The organism is Variovorax sp. NFACC27 (genome assembly GCF_048301545.1).
GTDB classification, from domain to species: domain Bacteria; phylum Pseudomonadota; class Gammaproteobacteria; order Burkholderiales; family Burkholderiaceae_C; genus Variovorax; species Variovorax gossypii.
In genome coordinates this window covers 1,731,814-1,748,182 of record NZ_CP157613.1, presented here as the reverse complement: position 1 = coordinate 1,748,182, position 16,369 = coordinate 1,731,814, and the positions used below count along the sequence as shown (strand labels likewise).

Annotated in this window: 21 protein-coding genes; 3 read left to right on the top strand and 18 right to left on the bottom strand. The window is 67.2% G+C overall.

Annotated elements, in window-relative coordinates:
* Positions 1 to 39 precede the first annotated feature (39 nt).
* A complete protein-coding gene (locus tag ABL840_RS08170) occupies positions 40 to 1,203 on the top strand; it encodes a trypsin-like peptidase domain-containing protein (RefSeq protein WP_093196332.1) in 1,164 nt (387 codons plus the stop codon).
* A gap of 186 nt (positions 1,204 to 1,389) precedes the next feature.
* On the opposite strand, the gene tatC is transcribed toward ABL840_RS08170, so the two are convergent.
* The 9 genes from tatC to ABL840_RS08125 all read right to left on the bottom strand — a co-directional run bounded on the left by tatC (position 1,390) and on the right by ABL840_RS08125 (position 6,313).
* Positions 1,390 to 2,199: a twin-arginine translocase subunit TatC gene (tatC, locus tag ABL840_RS08165; RefSeq protein ID WP_093299833.1), complete on the bottom strand. Its 810-nt coding sequence runs from the start codon at positions 2,197 to 2,199 to the stop codon at positions 1,390 to 1,392.
* 66 nt (positions 2,200 to 2,265) lie between these two features.
* Positions 2,266 to 2,736, bottom strand: a complete 471-nt coding sequence (gene tatB / locus ABL840_RS08160) for a Sec-independent protein translocase protein TatB (RefSeq protein ID WP_093196337.1) — start codon at positions 2,734 to 2,736, stop codon at positions 2,266 to 2,268.
* 16 nt (positions 2,737 to 2,752) lie between these two features.
* Positions 2,753 to 3,001 carry a Sec-independent protein translocase subunit TatA gene (gene tatA, locus ABL840_RS08155; RefSeq protein WP_093299830.1) on the bottom strand — a complete coding sequence of 83 codons (249 nt, stop codon included), beginning with the start codon at positions 2,999 to 3,001 and terminating at the stop codon, positions 2,753 to 2,755.
* A gap of 65 nt (positions 3,002 to 3,066) precedes the next feature.
* Positions 3,067 to 3,426 carry a histidine triad nucleotide-binding protein gene (locus tag ABL840_RS08150; RefSeq protein WP_093196341.1) on the bottom strand — a complete coding sequence of 120 codons (360 nt, stop codon included), beginning with the start codon at positions 3,424 to 3,426 and terminating at the stop codon, positions 3,067 to 3,069.
* A complete protein-coding gene (locus ABL840_RS08145) occupies positions 3,416 to 3,805 on the bottom strand; it encodes a DUF4870 family protein (protein ID WP_093196343.1) in 390 nt (129 codons plus the stop codon). The genes ABL840_RS08150 and ABL840_RS08145 overlap by 11 nt, the downstream gene beginning before the upstream one ends.
* Before the next feature lie 13 nt (positions 3,806 to 3,818).
* The gene (locus ABL840_RS08140; protein WP_093299828.1) at positions 3,819 to 4,217 is read right to left on the bottom strand and encodes a phosphoribosyl-ATP diphosphatase; all 399 of its coding nucleotides are present in this window, start codon (positions 4,215 to 4,217) and stop codon (positions 3,819 to 3,821) included.
* A complete protein-coding gene (hisI, locus tag ABL840_RS08135; RefSeq protein WP_176947399.1) occupies positions 4,214 to 4,612 on the bottom strand; it encodes a phosphoribosyl-AMP cyclohydrolase in 399 nt (132 codons plus the stop codon). The genes ABL840_RS08140 and hisI overlap by 4 nt, the downstream gene beginning before the upstream one ends.
* 57 nt (positions 4,613 to 4,669) lie before the next feature.
* Positions 4,670 to 5,455 carry an imidazole glycerol phosphate synthase subunit HisF gene (gene hisF, locus ABL840_RS08130; protein ID WP_093196346.1) on the bottom strand — a complete coding sequence of 262 codons (786 nt, stop codon included), beginning with the start codon at positions 5,453 to 5,455 and terminating at the stop codon, positions 4,670 to 4,672.
* A 24-nt stretch (positions 5,456 to 5,479) separates the two neighbouring features.
* Complete coding sequence (locus tag ABL840_RS08125; RefSeq protein WP_093196348.1) at positions 5,480 to 6,313, bottom strand: D-hexose-6-phosphate mutarotase; 834 nt, start codon at positions 6,311 to 6,313, stop codon at positions 5,480 to 5,482.
* A 169-nt stretch (positions 6,314 to 6,482) separates the two neighbouring features.
* Here ABL840_RS08125 and ABL840_RS08120 point away from each other — a divergent pair, with 169 nt between their 5' ends.
* Together ABL840_RS08120 and ABL840_RS08115 are read left to right on the top strand one after the other, a co-directional pair.
* Complete coding sequence (locus ABL840_RS08120; RefSeq protein WP_093196350.1) at positions 6,483 to 7,787, top strand: dicarboxylate/amino acid:cation symporter; 1,305 nt, start codon at positions 6,483 to 6,485, stop codon at positions 7,785 to 7,787.
* 17 nt (positions 7,788 to 7,804) lie between these two features.
* Positions 7,805 to 8,722 carry an amino acid ABC transporter substrate-binding protein gene (locus ABL840_RS08115; RefSeq protein ID WP_093299823.1) on the top strand — a complete coding sequence of 306 codons (918 nt, stop codon included), beginning with the start codon at positions 7,805 to 7,807 and terminating at the stop codon, positions 8,720 to 8,722.
* A gap of 22 nt (positions 8,723 to 8,744) precedes the next feature.
* Here the strand turns inward: ABL840_RS08115 and ABL840_RS08110 are convergent, their stop codons facing one another.
* The 9 genes from ABL840_RS08110 to hisG all read right to left on the bottom strand — a co-directional run bounded on the left by ABL840_RS08110 (position 8,745) and on the right by hisG (position 16,351).
* A complete protein-coding gene (locus ABL840_RS08110; RefSeq protein ID WP_093299820.1) occupies positions 8,745 to 9,917 on the bottom strand; it encodes an AAA family ATPase in 1,173 nt (390 codons plus the stop codon).
* A 19-nt stretch (positions 9,918 to 9,936) separates the two neighbouring features.
* Positions 9,937 to 10,677, bottom strand: a complete 741-nt coding sequence (gene hisA / locus ABL840_RS08105; RefSeq protein ID WP_093299818.1) for a 1-(5-phosphoribosyl)-5-[(5-phosphoribosylamino)methylideneamino]imidazole-4-carboxamide isomerase — start codon at positions 10,675 to 10,677, stop codon at positions 9,937 to 9,939.
* Between the two features lie 64 nt (positions 10,678 to 10,741).
* Complete coding sequence (hisH, locus tag ABL840_RS08100; protein ID WP_093196355.1) at positions 10,742 to 11,401, bottom strand: imidazole glycerol phosphate synthase subunit HisH; 660 nt, start codon at positions 11,399 to 11,401, stop codon at positions 10,742 to 10,744.
* A gap of 19 nt (positions 11,402 to 11,420) precedes the next feature.
* The gene (gene hisB, locus ABL840_RS08095; protein WP_093196357.1) at positions 11,421 to 12,038 is read right to left on the bottom strand and encodes an imidazoleglycerol-phosphate dehydratase HisB; all 618 of its coding nucleotides are present in this window, start codon (positions 12,036 to 12,038) and stop codon (positions 11,421 to 11,423) included.
* Positions 12,035 to 13,132 carry a histidinol-phosphate transaminase gene (gene hisC / locus ABL840_RS08090; protein ID WP_093299815.1) on the bottom strand — a complete coding sequence of 366 codons (1,098 nt, stop codon included), beginning with the start codon at positions 13,130 to 13,132 and terminating at the stop codon, positions 12,035 to 12,037. Before hisC ends, hisB begins: the two co-directional genes overlap by 4 nt.
* Entirely contained in the window at positions 13,129 to 13,479 is a 351-nt protein-coding gene (locus ABL840_RS08085; protein ID WP_240652113.1) for a hypothetical protein, read from the bottom strand. The genes hisC and ABL840_RS08085 overlap by 4 nt, the downstream gene beginning before the upstream one ends.
* A gap of 5 nt (positions 13,480 to 13,484) precedes the next feature.
* On the bottom strand, positions 13,485 to 14,330 hold the full coding sequence (locus tag ABL840_RS08080) for a hypothetical protein (protein WP_093299813.1): 846 nt from the start codon (positions 14,328 to 14,330) through the stop codon (positions 13,485 to 13,487).
* A 38-nt stretch (positions 14,331 to 14,368) separates the two neighbouring features.
* Complete coding sequence (gene hisD / locus ABL840_RS08075; RefSeq protein WP_093196364.1) at positions 14,369 to 15,691, bottom strand: histidinol dehydrogenase; 1,323 nt, start codon at positions 15,689 to 15,691, stop codon at positions 14,369 to 14,371.
* A gap of 18 nt (positions 15,692 to 15,709) precedes the next feature.
* On the bottom strand, positions 15,710 to 16,351 hold the full coding sequence (gene hisG, locus ABL840_RS08070) for an ATP phosphoribosyltransferase (protein ID WP_093196366.1): 642 nt from the start codon (positions 16,349 to 16,351) through the stop codon (positions 15,710 to 15,712).
* Between the last annotated feature and the right edge of the window lie 18 nt (positions 16,352 to 16,369).

The following is a 16,369-nucleotide window of genomic DNA, read 5'->3' as shown; positions in this document are numbered from 1 at the left end:
CTGCACTGCGGCTTCCAACGTCTTTTTCACCAATCTTTCATGAAACGCACCTGGCTGCTATTCGCCCAAGCCGTGACCGTCCTGCTCGCGGCCTACTTCGTCGTCGCGACGCTCAAGCCCGAGTGGCTCAACAAGCGCGCGACCTCGCTGGGCGGCGTGGTGTCGATCATCGAGGCCCCGGCCGGCAACAACCCGGGCGTGCCGGCGGCCGGCAGCCTGAGCGTGCCGGCCAAGAAGGCCTCGCCGGCGGTGGTGAGCATCAACACCAGCAAGGCCGCGCAGCGCCATCCGCGAAGCAACGACCCGTGGTTCCGCTTCTTCTTCGGCGACCAGGACGACCAGCCCCAGGTGGGCCTGGGCAGCGGCGTGATCGTGAGCCCCGACGGCTACATCCTCACCAACAACCACGTGGTGGAAGGCGCCGACGAAATCGAGGTGACGCTCAACGACAGCCGCCACGCGCGCGGCAAGGTGATCGGCACCGACCCCGACACCGACCTGGCCGTGCTGAAGATCGAGCTCGACAAGCTGCCGGTGATCGTGCTGGGCGACTCCGACGCGCTGCAGGTGGGCGACCAGGTGCTGGCCATCGGCAACCCCTTCGGCGTGGGCCAGACCGTGACCAGCGGCATCGTCTCGGCGCTGGGCCGCAACCAGCTGGGCATCAACAACTTCGAGAACTTCATCCAGACCGACGCGGCCATCAACCCCGGCAACTCGGGCGGCGCGCTGATCGACGTGAACGGCAACCTGCAGGGCATCAACACCGCGATCTACTCGCGCTCGGGCGGCAGCATGGGCATCGGCTTCGCCATTCCCGTGTCGATGGCCAAGATCGTGCTCGAGGGGATCGTGAAGGAAGGCCAGGTGCGCCGCGGCTGGATCGGCGTGGAGCCCAGCGACCTGTCGCCCGAGCTGGCCGAGACCTTCGGCGTGAAGGCCGATTCCGGCGTGATCATCACCGGCGTGCTGCAGAACGGCCCCGCCGCCAAGGCCGGCATCCGCCCGGGCGACGTGATCACCTCGGTTGGCGAGAAGAAGACCGACAACGTGCAGGCGCTGCTGACCGCGGTGGCAGGCCTGAAGCCGGGCAGCACCTCGCGCTTCGCGCTTCAGCGCGGCAGCGACAAGATGGAACTGGACGTGACGCCGGGTCTGCGGCCGAAGAGCCCGGTCCGGCAGGTGCCCAACCAGCAGGAGTAACAAGGCTCACCCCCAGGCTTCGCGCACTTCGTGTCGCTTCGCCAACCCCCTTCCGGGGGCAACACCTGCGGCCCGGCAAAGCCGGTTCCGCGGTGTTTCTGGAACTATCAGGGATGCTTTGACGGCTGACGGACGGCTCTGAAGGCCGGCGCGAATCCTGCCGCGGGGTGGGTCTTGACGGCTTGCTCAGCTCGAAGCCGAGTCAGCACTCTGTTCGTCTTCAGGCTTCTTGCCCGAGCTGGCGAAATACTTGGCGCCGACGATCCCCACCTCGTACAGCAGGCACATCGGTATCGCCAGCGCCAGCTGCGACACCACGTCGGGCGGCGTGAGCACTGCGGCGACGACGAACGCGACCACGATGAAGTAGCCGCGGAAGGACTTCAGCTTCTCGATGGTCACCATCTCGAAGCGCACCAGCAGCATGACGACGATCGGCACCTGGAACGCCACGCCGAAGGCGATATAGAGCGACAGGATCGCCTCGACGTACGAAGAGATGTCGGGTGTCGCCTGTACCGCGGCCGGTGCGAAGCGCTGGATGAAGCTGAACATCTTGTCCAGCACGAACAACTGCACGAAGGCGATGCCCGCATAGGCCAGCAGGCTGCCGAAGAAGATCAGCGGCAGCGCGAAGCGCTTTTCATGGCTGTAGAGGCCGGGCGCGATGAACATCCACGCCTGGTACATGAGCCAGGGCAGCGCCAGCAGCACGGCCGCCATCATCAGCACCTTGAGCGGCACGAAGAACGGCGAGAACACGCCGATGGCGATGAGTTTCGCGTCGTGCGGCATGTGCGCCTTGATAGGCACCGCGATCAGGTCGATCAGGCCGGCCGGACCGGGCCAGATCGCCAGCAGCACGCCCGCGACCACGAGGCCGTAGACGCAATAGAGCAGGCGGTCGCGAAGCTCCATCAGGTGCGCCACGAACGGCTGTTCGGTGCCCGCGAGCTCGTCTTCCTTGTCTTTGCTCTTGTTGTCTGAATCGGCCATTGGAAAAGAAGATAGCGTGACGTCGGCCGGCAAGCGGCGCCCGAGGAACGCGGTGAAGGAAAGCCGCTAGTCGATCTTGTTGATCGTGTGAGGGCGGAAACGGGCGACGCGCGCGGCGCCCGAAAGCGCCTTGGTGCGCACGCCGTTGCGCGCCTTGTACCACTGCGGCGTGGCGCCCTGCTTCAGGCGCCAGTTCTTGCGGGGGTGCCTGTAGACGGGCGGCGGTGGCGGCTCGGGTTCGGCCAGCGCCGAGAGGGTTTCGCCCGAACCGCTGAACTGCTTCTCGAACTCGCTCGCGCCCGTGTGGATGCTGTGCTCGACGTCGCGCGCCGCATCCTCGACGGTGGTCTTCATCTTGCGGAGCTCGTCGAGCTCCATCGAGCGGTTGACTTCGGCCTTGACGTCGTTCACGTAGCGCTGCGCCTTGCCCAGCAGCGTGCCGACGGTGCGGGCCACGCGCGGCAGCTTCTCCGGGCCGATGACGATCAGCGCCACGACGCCGATCAGCGCCAGCTTCTCAATGCCGAGATCGAGCACGTGCTGCTGCCCGTGCTCAGGACTTCTGACGCGCTTCGACGTCGATCGCCGACTTGTCGCTGTTGGCCGGCTGGCCGGTCACTTGCTGGGCGGGGGCCGATGGGGCGGCGGCAGCATCGGACGACGCGCCGTCTTTCATGCCGTCCTTGAAGCCCTTGACGGCGCCGCCAAGGTCCGAACCCATGTTCCGCAGCTTCTTGGTGCCGAAGATCATGACCACTACGAGCAGCACGATCAGCCAGTGCCAGATGGAAAAAGAACCCATGGAGAACTCCTAAGAATGTGTCCGATTTTAGTCGGGCGGAATGTGACAGTTTGGCTTAATGCCGCTCAGCCGCGAAGCCACGGCCGGGGGCCACCCATGACATGGACATGGAGATGGTGAACCTCCTGCCCGCCCTCGGCACCCGTATTGACCACGACCCGGTAGCCGCCGTCCGGATAGGGCCTGCAGCCCTGCTCCAGCGCCAGCTTGGGCGCCAGGGTCATGATCTTGCCCATCAGCGCCGAGTCTTCGGGCGTCAGCTGGGCCATCGAGGCGATGTGCTTCTTGGGCACCAGCATGAAGTGCACCGGCGCCCAGGGCGCGATGTCGTGGAAGCCGAACAGGTCCTCGTCCTCGTAGACCTTGCGGGAGGGAATCTTGCCCTCGATGATTTTGCAGAAGACGCAGTTCGGATCAGATGACATCTTTGGGTTCCATGGGACGGCTGTCGTTCATCCGGATCATGCCCTTCACGATCCGGTAGAGGAACCACAGCGAGATCAGGCTCCAGGCAATCCAGCCCGGAATGAAGAGCAGCAGCCAGAGCCACGAGGTGACGATGTAGAGCAGGCCGGCCCACAGCACCGAGCGGATGCGCCAGCTGAAGTGCGAGGCCTGCCAGGTGCCGGCCGCGTCGTCGCGCTTCACGAAGTCGATCACCAGCGCGATCAGCAGCAGCAGCACGGAGGCCTGCGCCCCCGGCACGACGGCGCCGATGGCCACGATCAGGTGCAGGATGTAGCTGACCCATCCCCAGGTCTTGAGGGAGTCGTCGGGTTCCACGTTCACGATGTCGTTGGCCATGACCGGTGTCCTTTCAGTCGTTGGGTGCCTCGGATTCCCACGCCTTCACCTTGCGCAGCGCCTTTTCCTCGATGCCGCTGGTGCCCTCGCGCCGCTCGAGCTCCGCGGTGACGTCGGACGGGGAAAAACCGTAGTGCGCCAGCGCCACCATGGTGTGGAACCACAGGTCGGCCACTTCGTTCACTATTTTCGAGCGGTCGCCGCCGTGGTCGGCGTCCTTGGCGGCCATCACGACCTCGGTGGCTTCCTCGCCGATCTTCTTGAGGAAGGCGTCGGGGCCCTTGTGCAGCAGGCGCGCGACATAGCTCTTCTCGGGATCGCCGCCGCGCGCGGGCAGGCGGCTCTCGATGACCGCGGCCAGGCGCGCGAGAGCGTCGGAGGTGCTGCCGTCGTTGTTCACTGTGGCCGTCATTTGTAGATCGACTCCGGGTCTTTCAAGACAGGCTCGACCACTGTCCAGCCGCCGTTCTCGTACTTGCTGAAGAAGCAGCTGTGGCGGCCGGTATGGCAGGCGATGCCGGGCTCGTGGCCGAGCTGGGTGACCTTGAGCAGCACCACGTCGTTGTCGCAGTCCAGGCGGATCTCGTGCACGGTCTGCACGTGGCCCGATTCCTCGCCCTTGAACCACAGCTTGCTGCGCGAGCGGCTGAAATACACCGCGCGGCCCAGCTCGGCGGTCTTCTCGAGCGCCTCGCGGTTCATCCAGGCGAACATCAGCACGTCGTTGCTGCCTTGTTCCTGCGCGATCACGGGCACAAGGCCGTTCGCGTCCCACTTCACTTCATCGAGCCAGTTCATGGAAAGTATTGTCGGGGATGGCAAAAGACCCTTGGACAGCCTTTTGACGGCCGTCTGGCGGGCCGCTCAGCGGTCGATGCGCACGGGAATGCCCCGCGCGGCCATGCGGGCCTTGGCCTCGCCCACCGTGTGCTCGCCGTAGTGGAAGATGCTCGCGGCCAGCACCGCGTCGGCGCCGCCGGTCTGGATGCCGTCGGCCAGGTCGTCGAGGCTGCCCACGCCGCCCGAGGCGATCACCGGCACGCTGACGGCGTTGCTCACCGCGCGGGTCAGCTCCAGGTCGAAGCCGCTCTTGGTGCCGTCGCGGTCCATGCTGGTCAGCAGGATCTCGCCGGCGCCGCGGCGCGCCATCTCGGTGGCCCATTCGACGGCGTCGAGGCCGGTGTTCTTGCGCCCGCCGTGGCTGTAGACGTCCCAGCCCGCGCCGCGCGTGGCCGCCTCTTCGGGGCTGCGGCGCTTGGCGTCGATGGCGACCACGATGCACTGCGAGCCGTACTTCTGCGATGCGTCGCTGATCACCTGCGGATCGGCGATGGCGGCCGAGTTGAAGCTGGTCTTGTCGGCTCCGGCGTTGAGCAGCCGCCGTACGTCGGCCACGGTGCGCACGCCGCCGCCCACGGTCAGGGGAATGAAGACCTGCGAAGCCACCGCCTCGATGATCGGCAGGATCAGGTCGCGACCGTCGCTGGTGGCGGTGATGTCGAGGAAAGTGAGCTCGTCGGCCCCTTGCGCGTTGTAGCGCGCGGCGATCTCGACCGGATCGCCGGCGTCGCGCAGTTCGACGAAGTTGACGCCCTTGACGACACGGCCGCCGGTGACGTCGAGGCAGGGAATGATGCGTTTGGCAAGCATGGTGGGGTTAGGAACCGGTAGGAATCAGAGAACGCGCAGCTGTTGCCAGCCGAGCCATTGGGCGCCGGGCGCGAGCAGCACGGGCTCGTCGATGCGGGCCGCTTCCACGCAGAGCATGTGGCGGAAGCCGTCGGCGGGCATGTCGGCGAGTTTCGCACCGAGCACGGCGCCGGGGTTCCAGACCACGGTTTCGCTGCAACTGGCGCTCTGGGAGATCTCGAGCGTGCCGCTGGGCTGCACCAGCCGCAGCGGCTGGGCGGGCGCGGCATAGACGCTGTCGAACTCTGCATCGAAATGCAACGCGGCCAAGGTTTCCACATGGCGGTCGTCGCGCAGCGAATCCCAGCGGTTGGAGCCCTGCAGGCCCTCGAGCCGCACGCCGGAGATGTCGTCGACGCGCAGATAGGTGTGCAGCGCCGCGGCAAAGGTCCAGGGCGCCGTGCCGCAGTTGACCAGCGTGAGCGCGGTGCGCAGCCCGCCAGTGGACAGGGTGGCCTCCAGCCGCGCCTCAAAAGCGTGCGGCCAGAGCTTTCGCGTGGCTTCGGAATCGCGAAGCGTCAGCCTCAGCGTCTCCGGAGTGCCCGAAGCCTCATGCACCCAAGGCAAATTGCGCATGAATCCATGCTTGGGCAACATGCCGCGCTGGTTGAATTGAGGGCAGCAGATGGGCACCCCGCCACGGATGGCCGCCTGCCCGTCGAACACCGCCGAAGGGCTCAGGTAGAGCCTTTCCACCCCGTCGGCAGCAGTCCAGGACAGCACTTGCGCGCCGTGCAGGGCCACCGTGAGGGTGCTTCCATCGGCGGTACTGGCGCGCAATGCGGGCTGGCCGCGAAACTCGATCGGGGTGATTTTCATGGCGAGAATTGTAGGCAGCACCCATACCGTGGCACGGAATTGGCATCAAGGGCCATTGCGTGCCCGGGGCCTTCTTGGATACCCTGTGATCGCTTGCATCGAGGGACAACGTGCAAGTCGGTCCCGAGCGCTCGAAAAACTACTCTCACACGACAAAAAGGGGATACGCATGAAGAAGCTGCCGATGGCCGCATGGATCCTGATCGCGATGGTGCTGGGCATCATCGTCGGCTACATGATCTTCTCGAGCTTTCCGGACAAGAAAGCCGCCAAGGAAATCGCGGACTACGTCTCCATCGTCTCGGACGTCTTCCTGCGCCTCATCAAGATGCTGATCGGCCCGCTGGTGTTCTCCACGCTGGTGGTGGGCATCGCGCACATGGGCGACGCCAAGTCGGTCGGCCGCGTGTTCGGCAAGGCCATCGGCTGGTTCCTCACCGCCTCGCTGATCTCGCTGGTCATCGGCCTGGTCATGGCCAACCTGCTCAAGCCCGGCGAGAACCTCGGTCTGCCGCTGCCCGACATCGGCGCCTCGGCCAATCTCGCGACCTCGAAATTCACGCTGAAGGACTTCGTGAGCCACACGGTGCCGAAGTCCTTCGTGGAAGCCATGGCCAACAACGAGATCCTGCAGATCGTGGTGTTCTCGATGTTCTTCGGCGTGGCGCTGGCCTCGCTGGGCGACAAGGCCAAGACGCTGGTCGCCGCCATCGAGGAACTCTCGCACGCGATGCTCAAGATCACGGGCTACGTGATGAAGCTCGCACCGCTCGCCGTGCTGGCCGCCATGGCCGCCACGGTGGCCGTCAACGGCCTGGGCATCCTGCTGAAGTTCGCGGTGTTCATGGGCGACTTCTACCTGGGCCTGTTCGTGCTGTGGGGCGTGCTGATCCTGGCTGGCTTCCTGTTCCTCGGCCCGCGCGTGCTCAAGCTGCTGGTGCTCATCAAGGAAGCCTTCCTGCTGTCGTTCGCAACCGCCAGCTCCGAGGCGGCCTATCCGAAGATCCTGCAGGCGCTCGACCGTTTCGGCGTGAAGCGCAAGATCTCCAGCTTCGTGATGCCGATGGGCTACTCGTTCAACCTCGACGGCTCGATGATGTATTGCACCTTCGCCGTGCTCTTCATCGCGCAGGCCTACAACATCCACATGCCGATCAGCACGCAGATCACGATGCTGCTGATCCTGATGCTCACCTCCAAGGGCATGGCCGGCGTGCCGCGCGCCTCGCTGGTGGTGATCGCCGCCACGCTGAACCACTTCGACATTCCCGAGGCCGGCCTGCTGCTGATCCTGGGCGTGGACACCTTCCTCGACATGGGCCGCTCGGCCACCAACGCGGTCGGCAACTCCATCGCCACTGCGGTGGTCGCCAAGTGGGAGGGCGAACTGCTTTCCGAGAGCGACGCCGAGATCAACGCCAAGGCGCTCGACGAGGAGGCCAACGCCACCCTCGCCCACCCGGCGCACGCCTGAGCCGAAGAAGAAACACCATGAAGCGCATCGGCAAGCTGCCATCCGCTTTCTTCGCCGCGCTGCTGGCGGCCGTGGTTCTCGCGGCGCTGCCCTCGGGGCCCGCACGGGCGCAGGAGCAACTCACGGGCACGCTGGCCAAGGCCCGCGAAACCGGCACCATCGCCATCGGCTACCGCGAGTCGTCGGTGCCGTTCTCGTACCTCAATGCGCGCAACGAGCCCATCGGCTATTCCATCGAGCTGTGCCGCGCGCTGGTGACGGCCATCGAGGACGCGGTGAACAAGAGCCTCACGATCAAGTGGGTGCCCGTGACCTCCGACTCGCGCATCGACGCGGTCGTGAGCGGCAAGGTCGACCTGGAGTGCGGCTCCACCACCAACAACCTCGAGCGCCAGAAGCGCGTGAGCTTCTCGCCCACGATGTTCGTCTCGGGCACCAAGGTGCTGGTGAAGAAGGGCTCGCCGATCAAGTCGTTCCGCGACCTCGCGGGCAGGAAGGTGGCCGTCACGGCCGGGACCACCAACGAGAAGACGCTGCGCGACCTGTCGGACAAGTTCAAGCTGAACATCAACCTGCAGGTGACGCGCGACCATGCGGAGTCGTTCGGGTTGGTGAAGAGCGGCCAGGCAGACGCCTTCGCCACCGACGACGTGCTGCTCTACGGCCTGATCGCGAAGGACGCCGCCAAGTCCGACTACGAGGTGGTCGGCGACTTCCTCTCCTACGACCCCTACGGGATCATGTACCGCAAGGGCGACCCGCAGCTCAACAAGGTGGTGATCGACACCTTCCAGGTGCTCGCGGAAGATGGCGAGATCGAGCGCCAGTACAAGCGCTGGTTCCTGCGCAAGCTGCCGTCGGGGGAAAGCATCAACCTGCCGATGAGCGCGCAGCTGGAGACGATCATCCAGACCATGTCGGTCAAGGCGGAATAAGCCCTCGACCGACCGGCCACTGCTACCGGGCCGGCCACTCCCATCGCGGAATCTCGCTCATGTCGAGGTTCGCGATGCGCGTCTCGCCGAAACGCTTCTCCAGCACCACCGGCTGCATGCCGTCGCTGTCGTCCAGCGCGGAAATGAGCCGCGCCGCGTGCGACACCACGATCACCTGCGACTGCCGCGCGGCCTGCGCGATGAGGCGGCCCAGCGCCGGCAGCAGGTCGGGGTGCAGGCTGGTTTCGGGTTCATTGAGCACCAGCAGCGCGGGCGGCCGCGGCGTGAGCAGCGCCGCGATCCACAACAGGTAGCGCAACGTGCCGTCCGAGAGCTCGGCGGCTGTCAGGGGCCTCAGCAGGCCGTGCTGGTGCATCAGCGTCTCGAAGCGGTCGCCGGTCACGCGGATCTCGATGCCGGCGCCCGGGAAGGCGTCGTCCACGGCGCGGTCGAGCGCCTCGTTGTCGCCGATCTCGCGGATGGTCTGCAGCGCGGCCGCCAGGTCGGCGCCGTCGTTGGCGAGCACCGGCGTGTAGGTGCCCAGCTGCGGCTGGCGAGCGGGCGCATCGGCGTCGGAGCGGAAATGGTCGTAGAAGCGCCAGGAGCGCATCTGCTCGCGCAGCGTGAGCATCTCGGGCGCGTCGCGCGGGTCGGCGTGCTCGGTCATCATGCTGGCGAAGGCCGGAATCGGCCGCACGACGGCCTGCCAGCCTTTGCCCTCGCGCAGGCGCAGGGCGGCGCCCTTGCGGTCGACCAGCTGCGTGGAGGGCCGCAGCAGCGGGCCGCACCAGATGGCCTCGTGCTTGATCTGCGGATCGTGCGAGAACGCGGTCGAGGGAATCGGCGGCGGCAGGCCGATGTCGATGGCGTAGCCGAAATCCTCGGCCTCGACGCCGGCAAAGCCCAGTTTCAGCGCCACCGGTTCGCTGCGGCCCGTGCCCTGCACCGGCACGTCGCCGCGCAGCATGGCGGCCGAGAAGCGCTCGGGCCCGGCCCACAGGGTGGATGAAAGCCCACCTTCGCGCACCAGCGAGCGGATCACGCCACCGTTGGCGATGTCGGCCAGCAGGCGCATCGCGCGGTACACGCTCGACTTGCCGCTGCCGTTGGGCCCGGTCACGACCGTGAGCCGGCCCAGCGGCACGGTCAGCTGCCGCAGCGATCGGTAATTGGCGATGGCGAGCGCGGAGAGCACGCGCTGCGCAGCGAGAGCGTCAGGCGGTCAGCTCGTCCGCGCGGGCCTGCGCGGCGGCGAAGTCGAGATCGCCCGAATAGATGGCGCGGCCGCAGATCACGCCCTCGACGCCGTCGGACTCGACCGCGCAGAGCTGGTCGATGTCGGCCATGTTCGACAGGCCGCCCGAGGCGATCACCGGGATGGTCAGCGCCTGCGCGAGCTTGACTGTGGCCTCGATGTTGATGCCCGAGAGCATGCCGTCGCGGCCGATGTCGGTGTAGATGATCGACTCGACGCCGTAGTCCTCGAACTTCTTGCCCAGGTCGGCCACCTCGTGGCCCGTGAGCTTGCTCCAGCCGTCGGTGGCGACCTTGCCGTCCTTGGCGTCCAGGCCCACGATGATGTGGCCGCCGAAGGCGCTGCAGGCGTCCTTCAGGAAGCCGGGGTTCTTGACCGCGGCGGTGCCGATGATCACGTAGCGCAGGCCGTCGTCGATGTAGCGCTCGATGGTGTCGAGGTCGCGGATGCCGCCGCCGAGCTGCACCGGGATGTCGTCGCCCACCTCTTTCAGGATCGCCTTGATCGCCGCGTGGTTCTGCGGCTTGCCGGCGAAGGCGCCGTTCAGGTCGACCAGGTGCAGCCGCCGCGCGCCGGCGTCGACCCACTTGCGGGCCATGGCTGCGGGGTCTTCGCTGAAGATGGTGGACTGATCCATGTCGCCCTGCTTGAGTCGAACGCAGTGGCCGTCTTTGAGATCAATGGCGGGAATGAGGAGCATGGAAGTGACGCGAGTATGCGAAATCCGGGCTGTCGGAGCTTCAGCCCGGCTGGAAAAAACAGGTTCAGGGATTCCAGTGGAGGAAATTGCGATATAGCTGCAGCCCGTGGTCCGCACTCTTCTCCGGGTGGAACTGGGTTGCAAAAATGTTATCGCGTGCGATGGCCGCGGTAAAGCTCGCGCCATATTCCGCTTCACCCACACTGTGTTTGGGGTCGGCCGGGCGGGCATAGAAGCTGTGCACGAAATAGAAGTAGCTGAGGTCGGGAACCCCCGCCCACACCGCGTGCGGCTGGGCCTGCCGCACCTGGTTCCAGCCCATCTGCGGCACCTTGAAGCGGCTGCCGTCGGGCTGCAGGCGGCCGGCCAGGTCGAACTTGACCACCTCGCCCGGAATGAGGCCCAGGCCGTCGGTCGGGCCCTCGTCGCTGCGCGACAGCATCATCTGCATGCCCACGCACACGCCGAAGAGCGGCTTGCTCGCCGCCGCCTCGAGCACCGATTCCTGCAGGCCGGAGTCGCGCAGTTCGCGCATGCAGTCGGGCATTGCGCCCTGCCCCGGCAGAACCACGCGGGTGGCCTTGCGGACCACGTCGGGATCGGAGGTGACGAACACCTCCACGCCGACCTGGTCGGCCGCATGGCGCACGGCCTGCGACACGGAATGCAGGTTGCCCATGCCGTAGTCGACGACCGCGACGGTGTTTGCTGCTACAGATTTCATAGCTTGACGATCGCCGGCCTCAGAGCGAGCCCTTGGTCGACGGGATCACCCCCGCCGAGCGGGGATCGAGCTCCAGCGCGCCGCGCATGGCGCGCGCGAAGGCCTTGAAGACGGTCTCGCACTGGTGGTGCGCATTGACGCCCTTGAGGTTGTCGATGTGCAGCGTGACGAAGGCGTGGTTCACGAAGCCCTGGAAGAACTCGTAGGTGAGCTGGCTGTCGAAGGTGCCGATCATCCCGCTGGTGAAGGGCACGTGCATCACCAGGCCCGGACGGCCCGAGAAGTCGATCACGACGCGGCTCAGGGCCTCGTCGAGCGGCACATAGGCATGGCCGTAGCGGCGAATGCCCTTCTTGTCGCCCACGGCCTTGGCCACGGCCTGGCCCAGCGTGATGCCGACGTCTTCCACCGTGTGGTGGCCGTCGATGTGCAGGTCGCCCTGGCAGTCGATGTCGAGGTCGATCAGCCCGTGGCGGGCGATCTGGTCGAGCATGTGGTCGAAGAAGCCGATGCCGGTGGAGAGCTTGGCTTTTCCGGTGCCGTCGAGGTTGACGCTGACGGTGATCTTCGTCTCGGCGGTGTTGCGGGTGACCGTCGCGATGCGATCGGTGCTGCCCGTGGTGGTGGGGGTGGTCATAGTGAGGCTTCGAGTGCCGCGAGCATCCGCGCATTCTCGTCGGCCGTTCCGACGGTGAGGCGCAGGCAGTTTGCGAGCAGTTCGTGCATTTTAGAAACGTTCTTCACCAGAACCCCGTGCACCTTCATGCCCTCGAAGGTCTTGGCGGCATCGGGCACGCGCAGCAGGATCATGTTGGCGTCGCTCGGCCAGGTCTTCACGCCGGGCAGGCGGCCGAGCCCCATCATCAGGCGCTCGCGCTCCTCGCGGATCTGCCGGGCCTGAGCCTCGAACACGTCGGCGTGCTCCAGCGCGAACAGCGCGCACTCGCAGTTAAGCACGCTCACGTTGTAGGGCGGGCGCACCTTGTCGATCTCGGCGACCAGTGCGGCCGGGCCCATCAGGTAGCCCAGGCGGATGCCGGCCAGGCCGAACTTGCTGAGCGTGCGCATCAGCAGCACGTGGCCGTGCTTCGCGAGCCGGTCGATGTAGCTGCGGGCGGCGAAGGGCTGGTAGGCCTCGTCGATCACCACCAGGCCGCCCTGCACGCCCTGGGCCTCGACGATGCGTTCGATGACCGCGTCGTCCCACAGGTTGGCGGTCGGGTTGTTCGGGTAGGCGAGGTAGACGACGGCGGGCTTCTCCCGCGCGATGGCGGCCAGCATGGCGGCCTCGTCGAGCTCGAAATCGGCCGTGAGCGGCACGCCGACGAACTTCAGGCCCTGCAGCTTCGCGCTCATGGCGTACATGACGAAGCCGGGCACGGGTGCCAGCACCGTGGCGCCGGGCAGGTCGCAGGCGATGGCCAGCAGCGAGATCAGCTCGTCCGAGCCGTTGCCCAGCACCAGCTCGAAGCCCTCGGGCATCCGCGCATGCGCGGCCAGCGCGCGCCGCAGGTCGGCGCCGCGCTCGCCCGGGTAGCGGTTGAGCGCCAGCGCGCCGAGACGCGCGCCGAGCTCGGCCTGCAGCGCGGGCGGCAGGCCGTAGGGGTTCTCCATCGCGTCGAGCTTGACGAAGCCGCGCGCGTCCTGCACCGCGTAGCCATGCATGGATCGCACATCGTCGCGGATGCGTTCGAGCGAAGGGCGGGCGGATTCGGGGGCAGGTGCGGTCATCGGGTGCAGCGGTAGCTGTTGCGGAGGGCGCCGATCATGACCAGTTGCACGGGCATGTCGGCTTCGTAACTGTCGGAATTGCGGCTCAGCTCGGTCTGGTAGAGCGAGCGCGCCATGGAGGGCTCGAGGCGGCGGCCCTCGACGCAGAACACGGGCTTCTGCCCGTTGCGCTGCGAGGCTTCCACGCCTTCGCGCAGGCCTTCGAGCACGCCGACGAGGTAGTAGCTGGCGTAGGCCTTGCCGTCCTTCTCGCCGGCCTCGAGCGTGCGCAGCTCGCGGATGCTCATGGCCCGCGCGCCGCCGGCGGCCGCCGCCAGCACGAGCAGCAGGAAGACGGCACGCTTCATGGGCATCACTTGCGGTAGCGCGGCGGCGGCGCGTAGGCGCCGTCGGCGGGGAATGCGCTGGGCTGCTGCGGCGCGGCGTCGCGGCGCGGGCGGCGGGGCACGTCGCGCTGCTCGAGCTCGAACAGCGCGGCGCCGATCACGCCGATGTTGCGCACGTCGCCGGCCTCGGTGTTCGCCGCGTAGGCGCGGCCGGGCGCGGAAAAGCGGAAGGCGGCCACCTCGTTCTGGCTCTTGCGGAAGCCTTCGATGGTCAGCGACTGCAGCGGCTGCAGCACGTAGCCGCCGTTGCGCAGGCTGCCGGGCTTGCCGCTGAGCACGTCGAGGCCGTCGACCGTGGCGATCACCTCGTAGCTGCGCTCGCTGAGGTTGCGAAAGCGCAGCGTGTAGCGCGAGCCCTCGACACCTGCGAGGCGGAACATGTCGTCGCCGCCGCTGCCACGGCGGGCGCGCTGCAGCGGCAGCGGGCGGCCGTCCTCGTCGAGCACCGACCACTCGACATCGCCGTCGGCCAGCAGCAGGTTCAGGCGTCTTTCGGCGTTGGCGCCCACCGCGCGGCGCACGGCGGAGGCTTCGTTGTAGCCCAGCGAGGCCAGGTCGTCCGGCCGGTCGGAAAGGCGCTTGGTGACGACCGTGCGGGTCTTCGATTCGATGCCCTCGCCCCACTGCGTGCCGAGCTGCGGCGCCGGAGCTGCGGGCGCGGCGCTGGGCGTGGCAGTGGCGGCCACCGATTCGCGCGGCGCCTGCGGCATCTGGCTACAGGCCGCCAGCAGCGCGGCGCCCGCGACGGCCGTGGCGGCGAATCTGAACAGGCGCGAACCGAAGAAACGCAAACCGAAAAGACGATCGATCATCAGGCGTGCTCCTCCCGCATGCGGGTTGTTATTGGAATTCAGATCTTACGCAGCCGCATGCGGGCGGCCTCGGCGTGCGCCTGCAGGCCCTCGCCCTCGGCCAGCGTCACGGCGACCGGACCCAGCACCTGCGCGCCGGCCTCGCTGACCTCGATCAGGCTGGAGCGCTTCTGGAAGTCGTACACGCCCAGCGGGCTCGAAAAGCGCGCCGTGCCGCTGGTGGGCAGCACGTGGTTCGGCCCGGCGCAGTAGTCGCCCAGGCTCTCGCTGGTGAAGGCGCCGAGGAAGATCGCGCCGGCGTGGCGCAGCAGCGGCTCCCAGCGGTTCGGCTCGCTGCTACTTACTTCCAGGTGCTCGGGAGCGATGCGGTTGCTGATCTCGCAGGCCTCTTCCATGCTCTTCGTGTGGATCAGCGCGCCGCGTCCGTTGAGCGAGGCGGCGATGATTTCCGCGCGCGGCATGGCGGGCAGCAGGCGGTCGATCTCGGCCTGCACGCGGTCGATGTAGGCCGCGTCGGGGCACAGCAGGATGCTCTGGGCCAGCTCGTCGTGCTCGGCCTGGCTGAACAGGTCCATCGCCACCCACTCGGGCGGCGTGGTGCCGTCGGCCAGCACCAGGATCTCGCTGGGGCCCGCGATCATGTCGATGCCCACGGTGCCGAACACGCGGCGCTTGGCGGCCGCGACGTAGGCGTTGCCCGGGCCGGTGATCTTGTCGACGGCGGGAACGGTGGCGGTGCCGTAGGCCAGCGCGGCCACGGCCTGGGCGCCGCCGATGGTGAAGCCGCGCGTCACGCCGGCCACGTAGGCCGCTGCCAGCACCAGCTGGTTCTTCTCGCCCTTCGGCGTCGGCACGACCATGATGATCTCGCCCACGCCGGCAACGTGCGCCGGAATGGCGTTCATCAGCACGCTCGACGGATAGGCGGCCTTACCGCCCGGCACGTAGATGCCGACGCGGTCGAGCGGCGTGACCTTCTGGCCGAGCAGCGTGCCGTCGGTGTCGCGGTAGCTCCAGCTCTCGCCGCTGGCCTTCTTCTGGGCCTCGTGATAGCTGCGCACGCGGCGCGCGGCAGCTTCGAGCGCGTCGCGCTGCGCGGCGGGCAGAGCCTCGAAAGCGGCCTTCAGCTCAGCTTGCGTCAACTCCAGCTCGGGCAGCGTCTTCGCGTCGAGCTTGTCGAAACGGTTCGTGTACTCGAGCACCGCCTCGTCGCCTCGCTTCTGCACGTCGGCGAGGATGTCAGCCACGACTTTCTCGATGGCCGCGTCGGCGTCCGCGGACCAATGCAGCCGCGCCTTGAATTCAGCGTCGAAGCTGGCTGAAGTCGTGGACAGGCGGAGGGGGGCTGCTTTCAGGGTCATGGGACTGGACGGAAGGGTTCAGGCGGAAGGAATGGCGGATGCGAACGCGTCGATGATGTGGCGGATCGGCTCGCGCTTGAGCTTGAGCGCGGCCTGGTTCACCACCAGGCGGGCGCTGATGTCCATGATGCGCTCCACCTCGACGAGGTGGTTGGCCTTGAGCGTGTTGCCGGTGGAGACCAGGTCGACGATGGCGTCGGCCAGGCCGGTGAGCGGCGCCAGCTCCATGCTGCCGTAGAGCTTGATCAGGTCGACGTGCACGCCCTTGCTGGCGAAGAAGTCGCGCGCGAGGCCCACGTACTTGGTGGCCACGCGCAGGCGCGAGCCCTGCTTCACGGCCGAGGCGTAGTCGTAGTCGGCGCGCACGGCGACGCTCAGGCGGCAGGCGGCGATGCGCAGGTCCAGCGGCTGGTAGAGGCCCTGGTTGCCGTGCTCCAGCAGCACGTCGAGGCCGGTCACGCCGAGGTCGGCGCCGCCGTACTGCACGTAGGTGGGCACGTCGGAGGCGCGCACCAGCACCACGCGCACGTCGGGGCGGGTGGTGCCGAGGATGAGCTTGCGCGACTTCTCGGGGTCTTCGGTGACCTCGATGCCGGCGGCGGCCAGCAGGGGCATCGTCTCTTCGAAGATGCGGCCTTTGGACAGAGCAAGCGTGATCACGATTGCGACTCCTGTGAT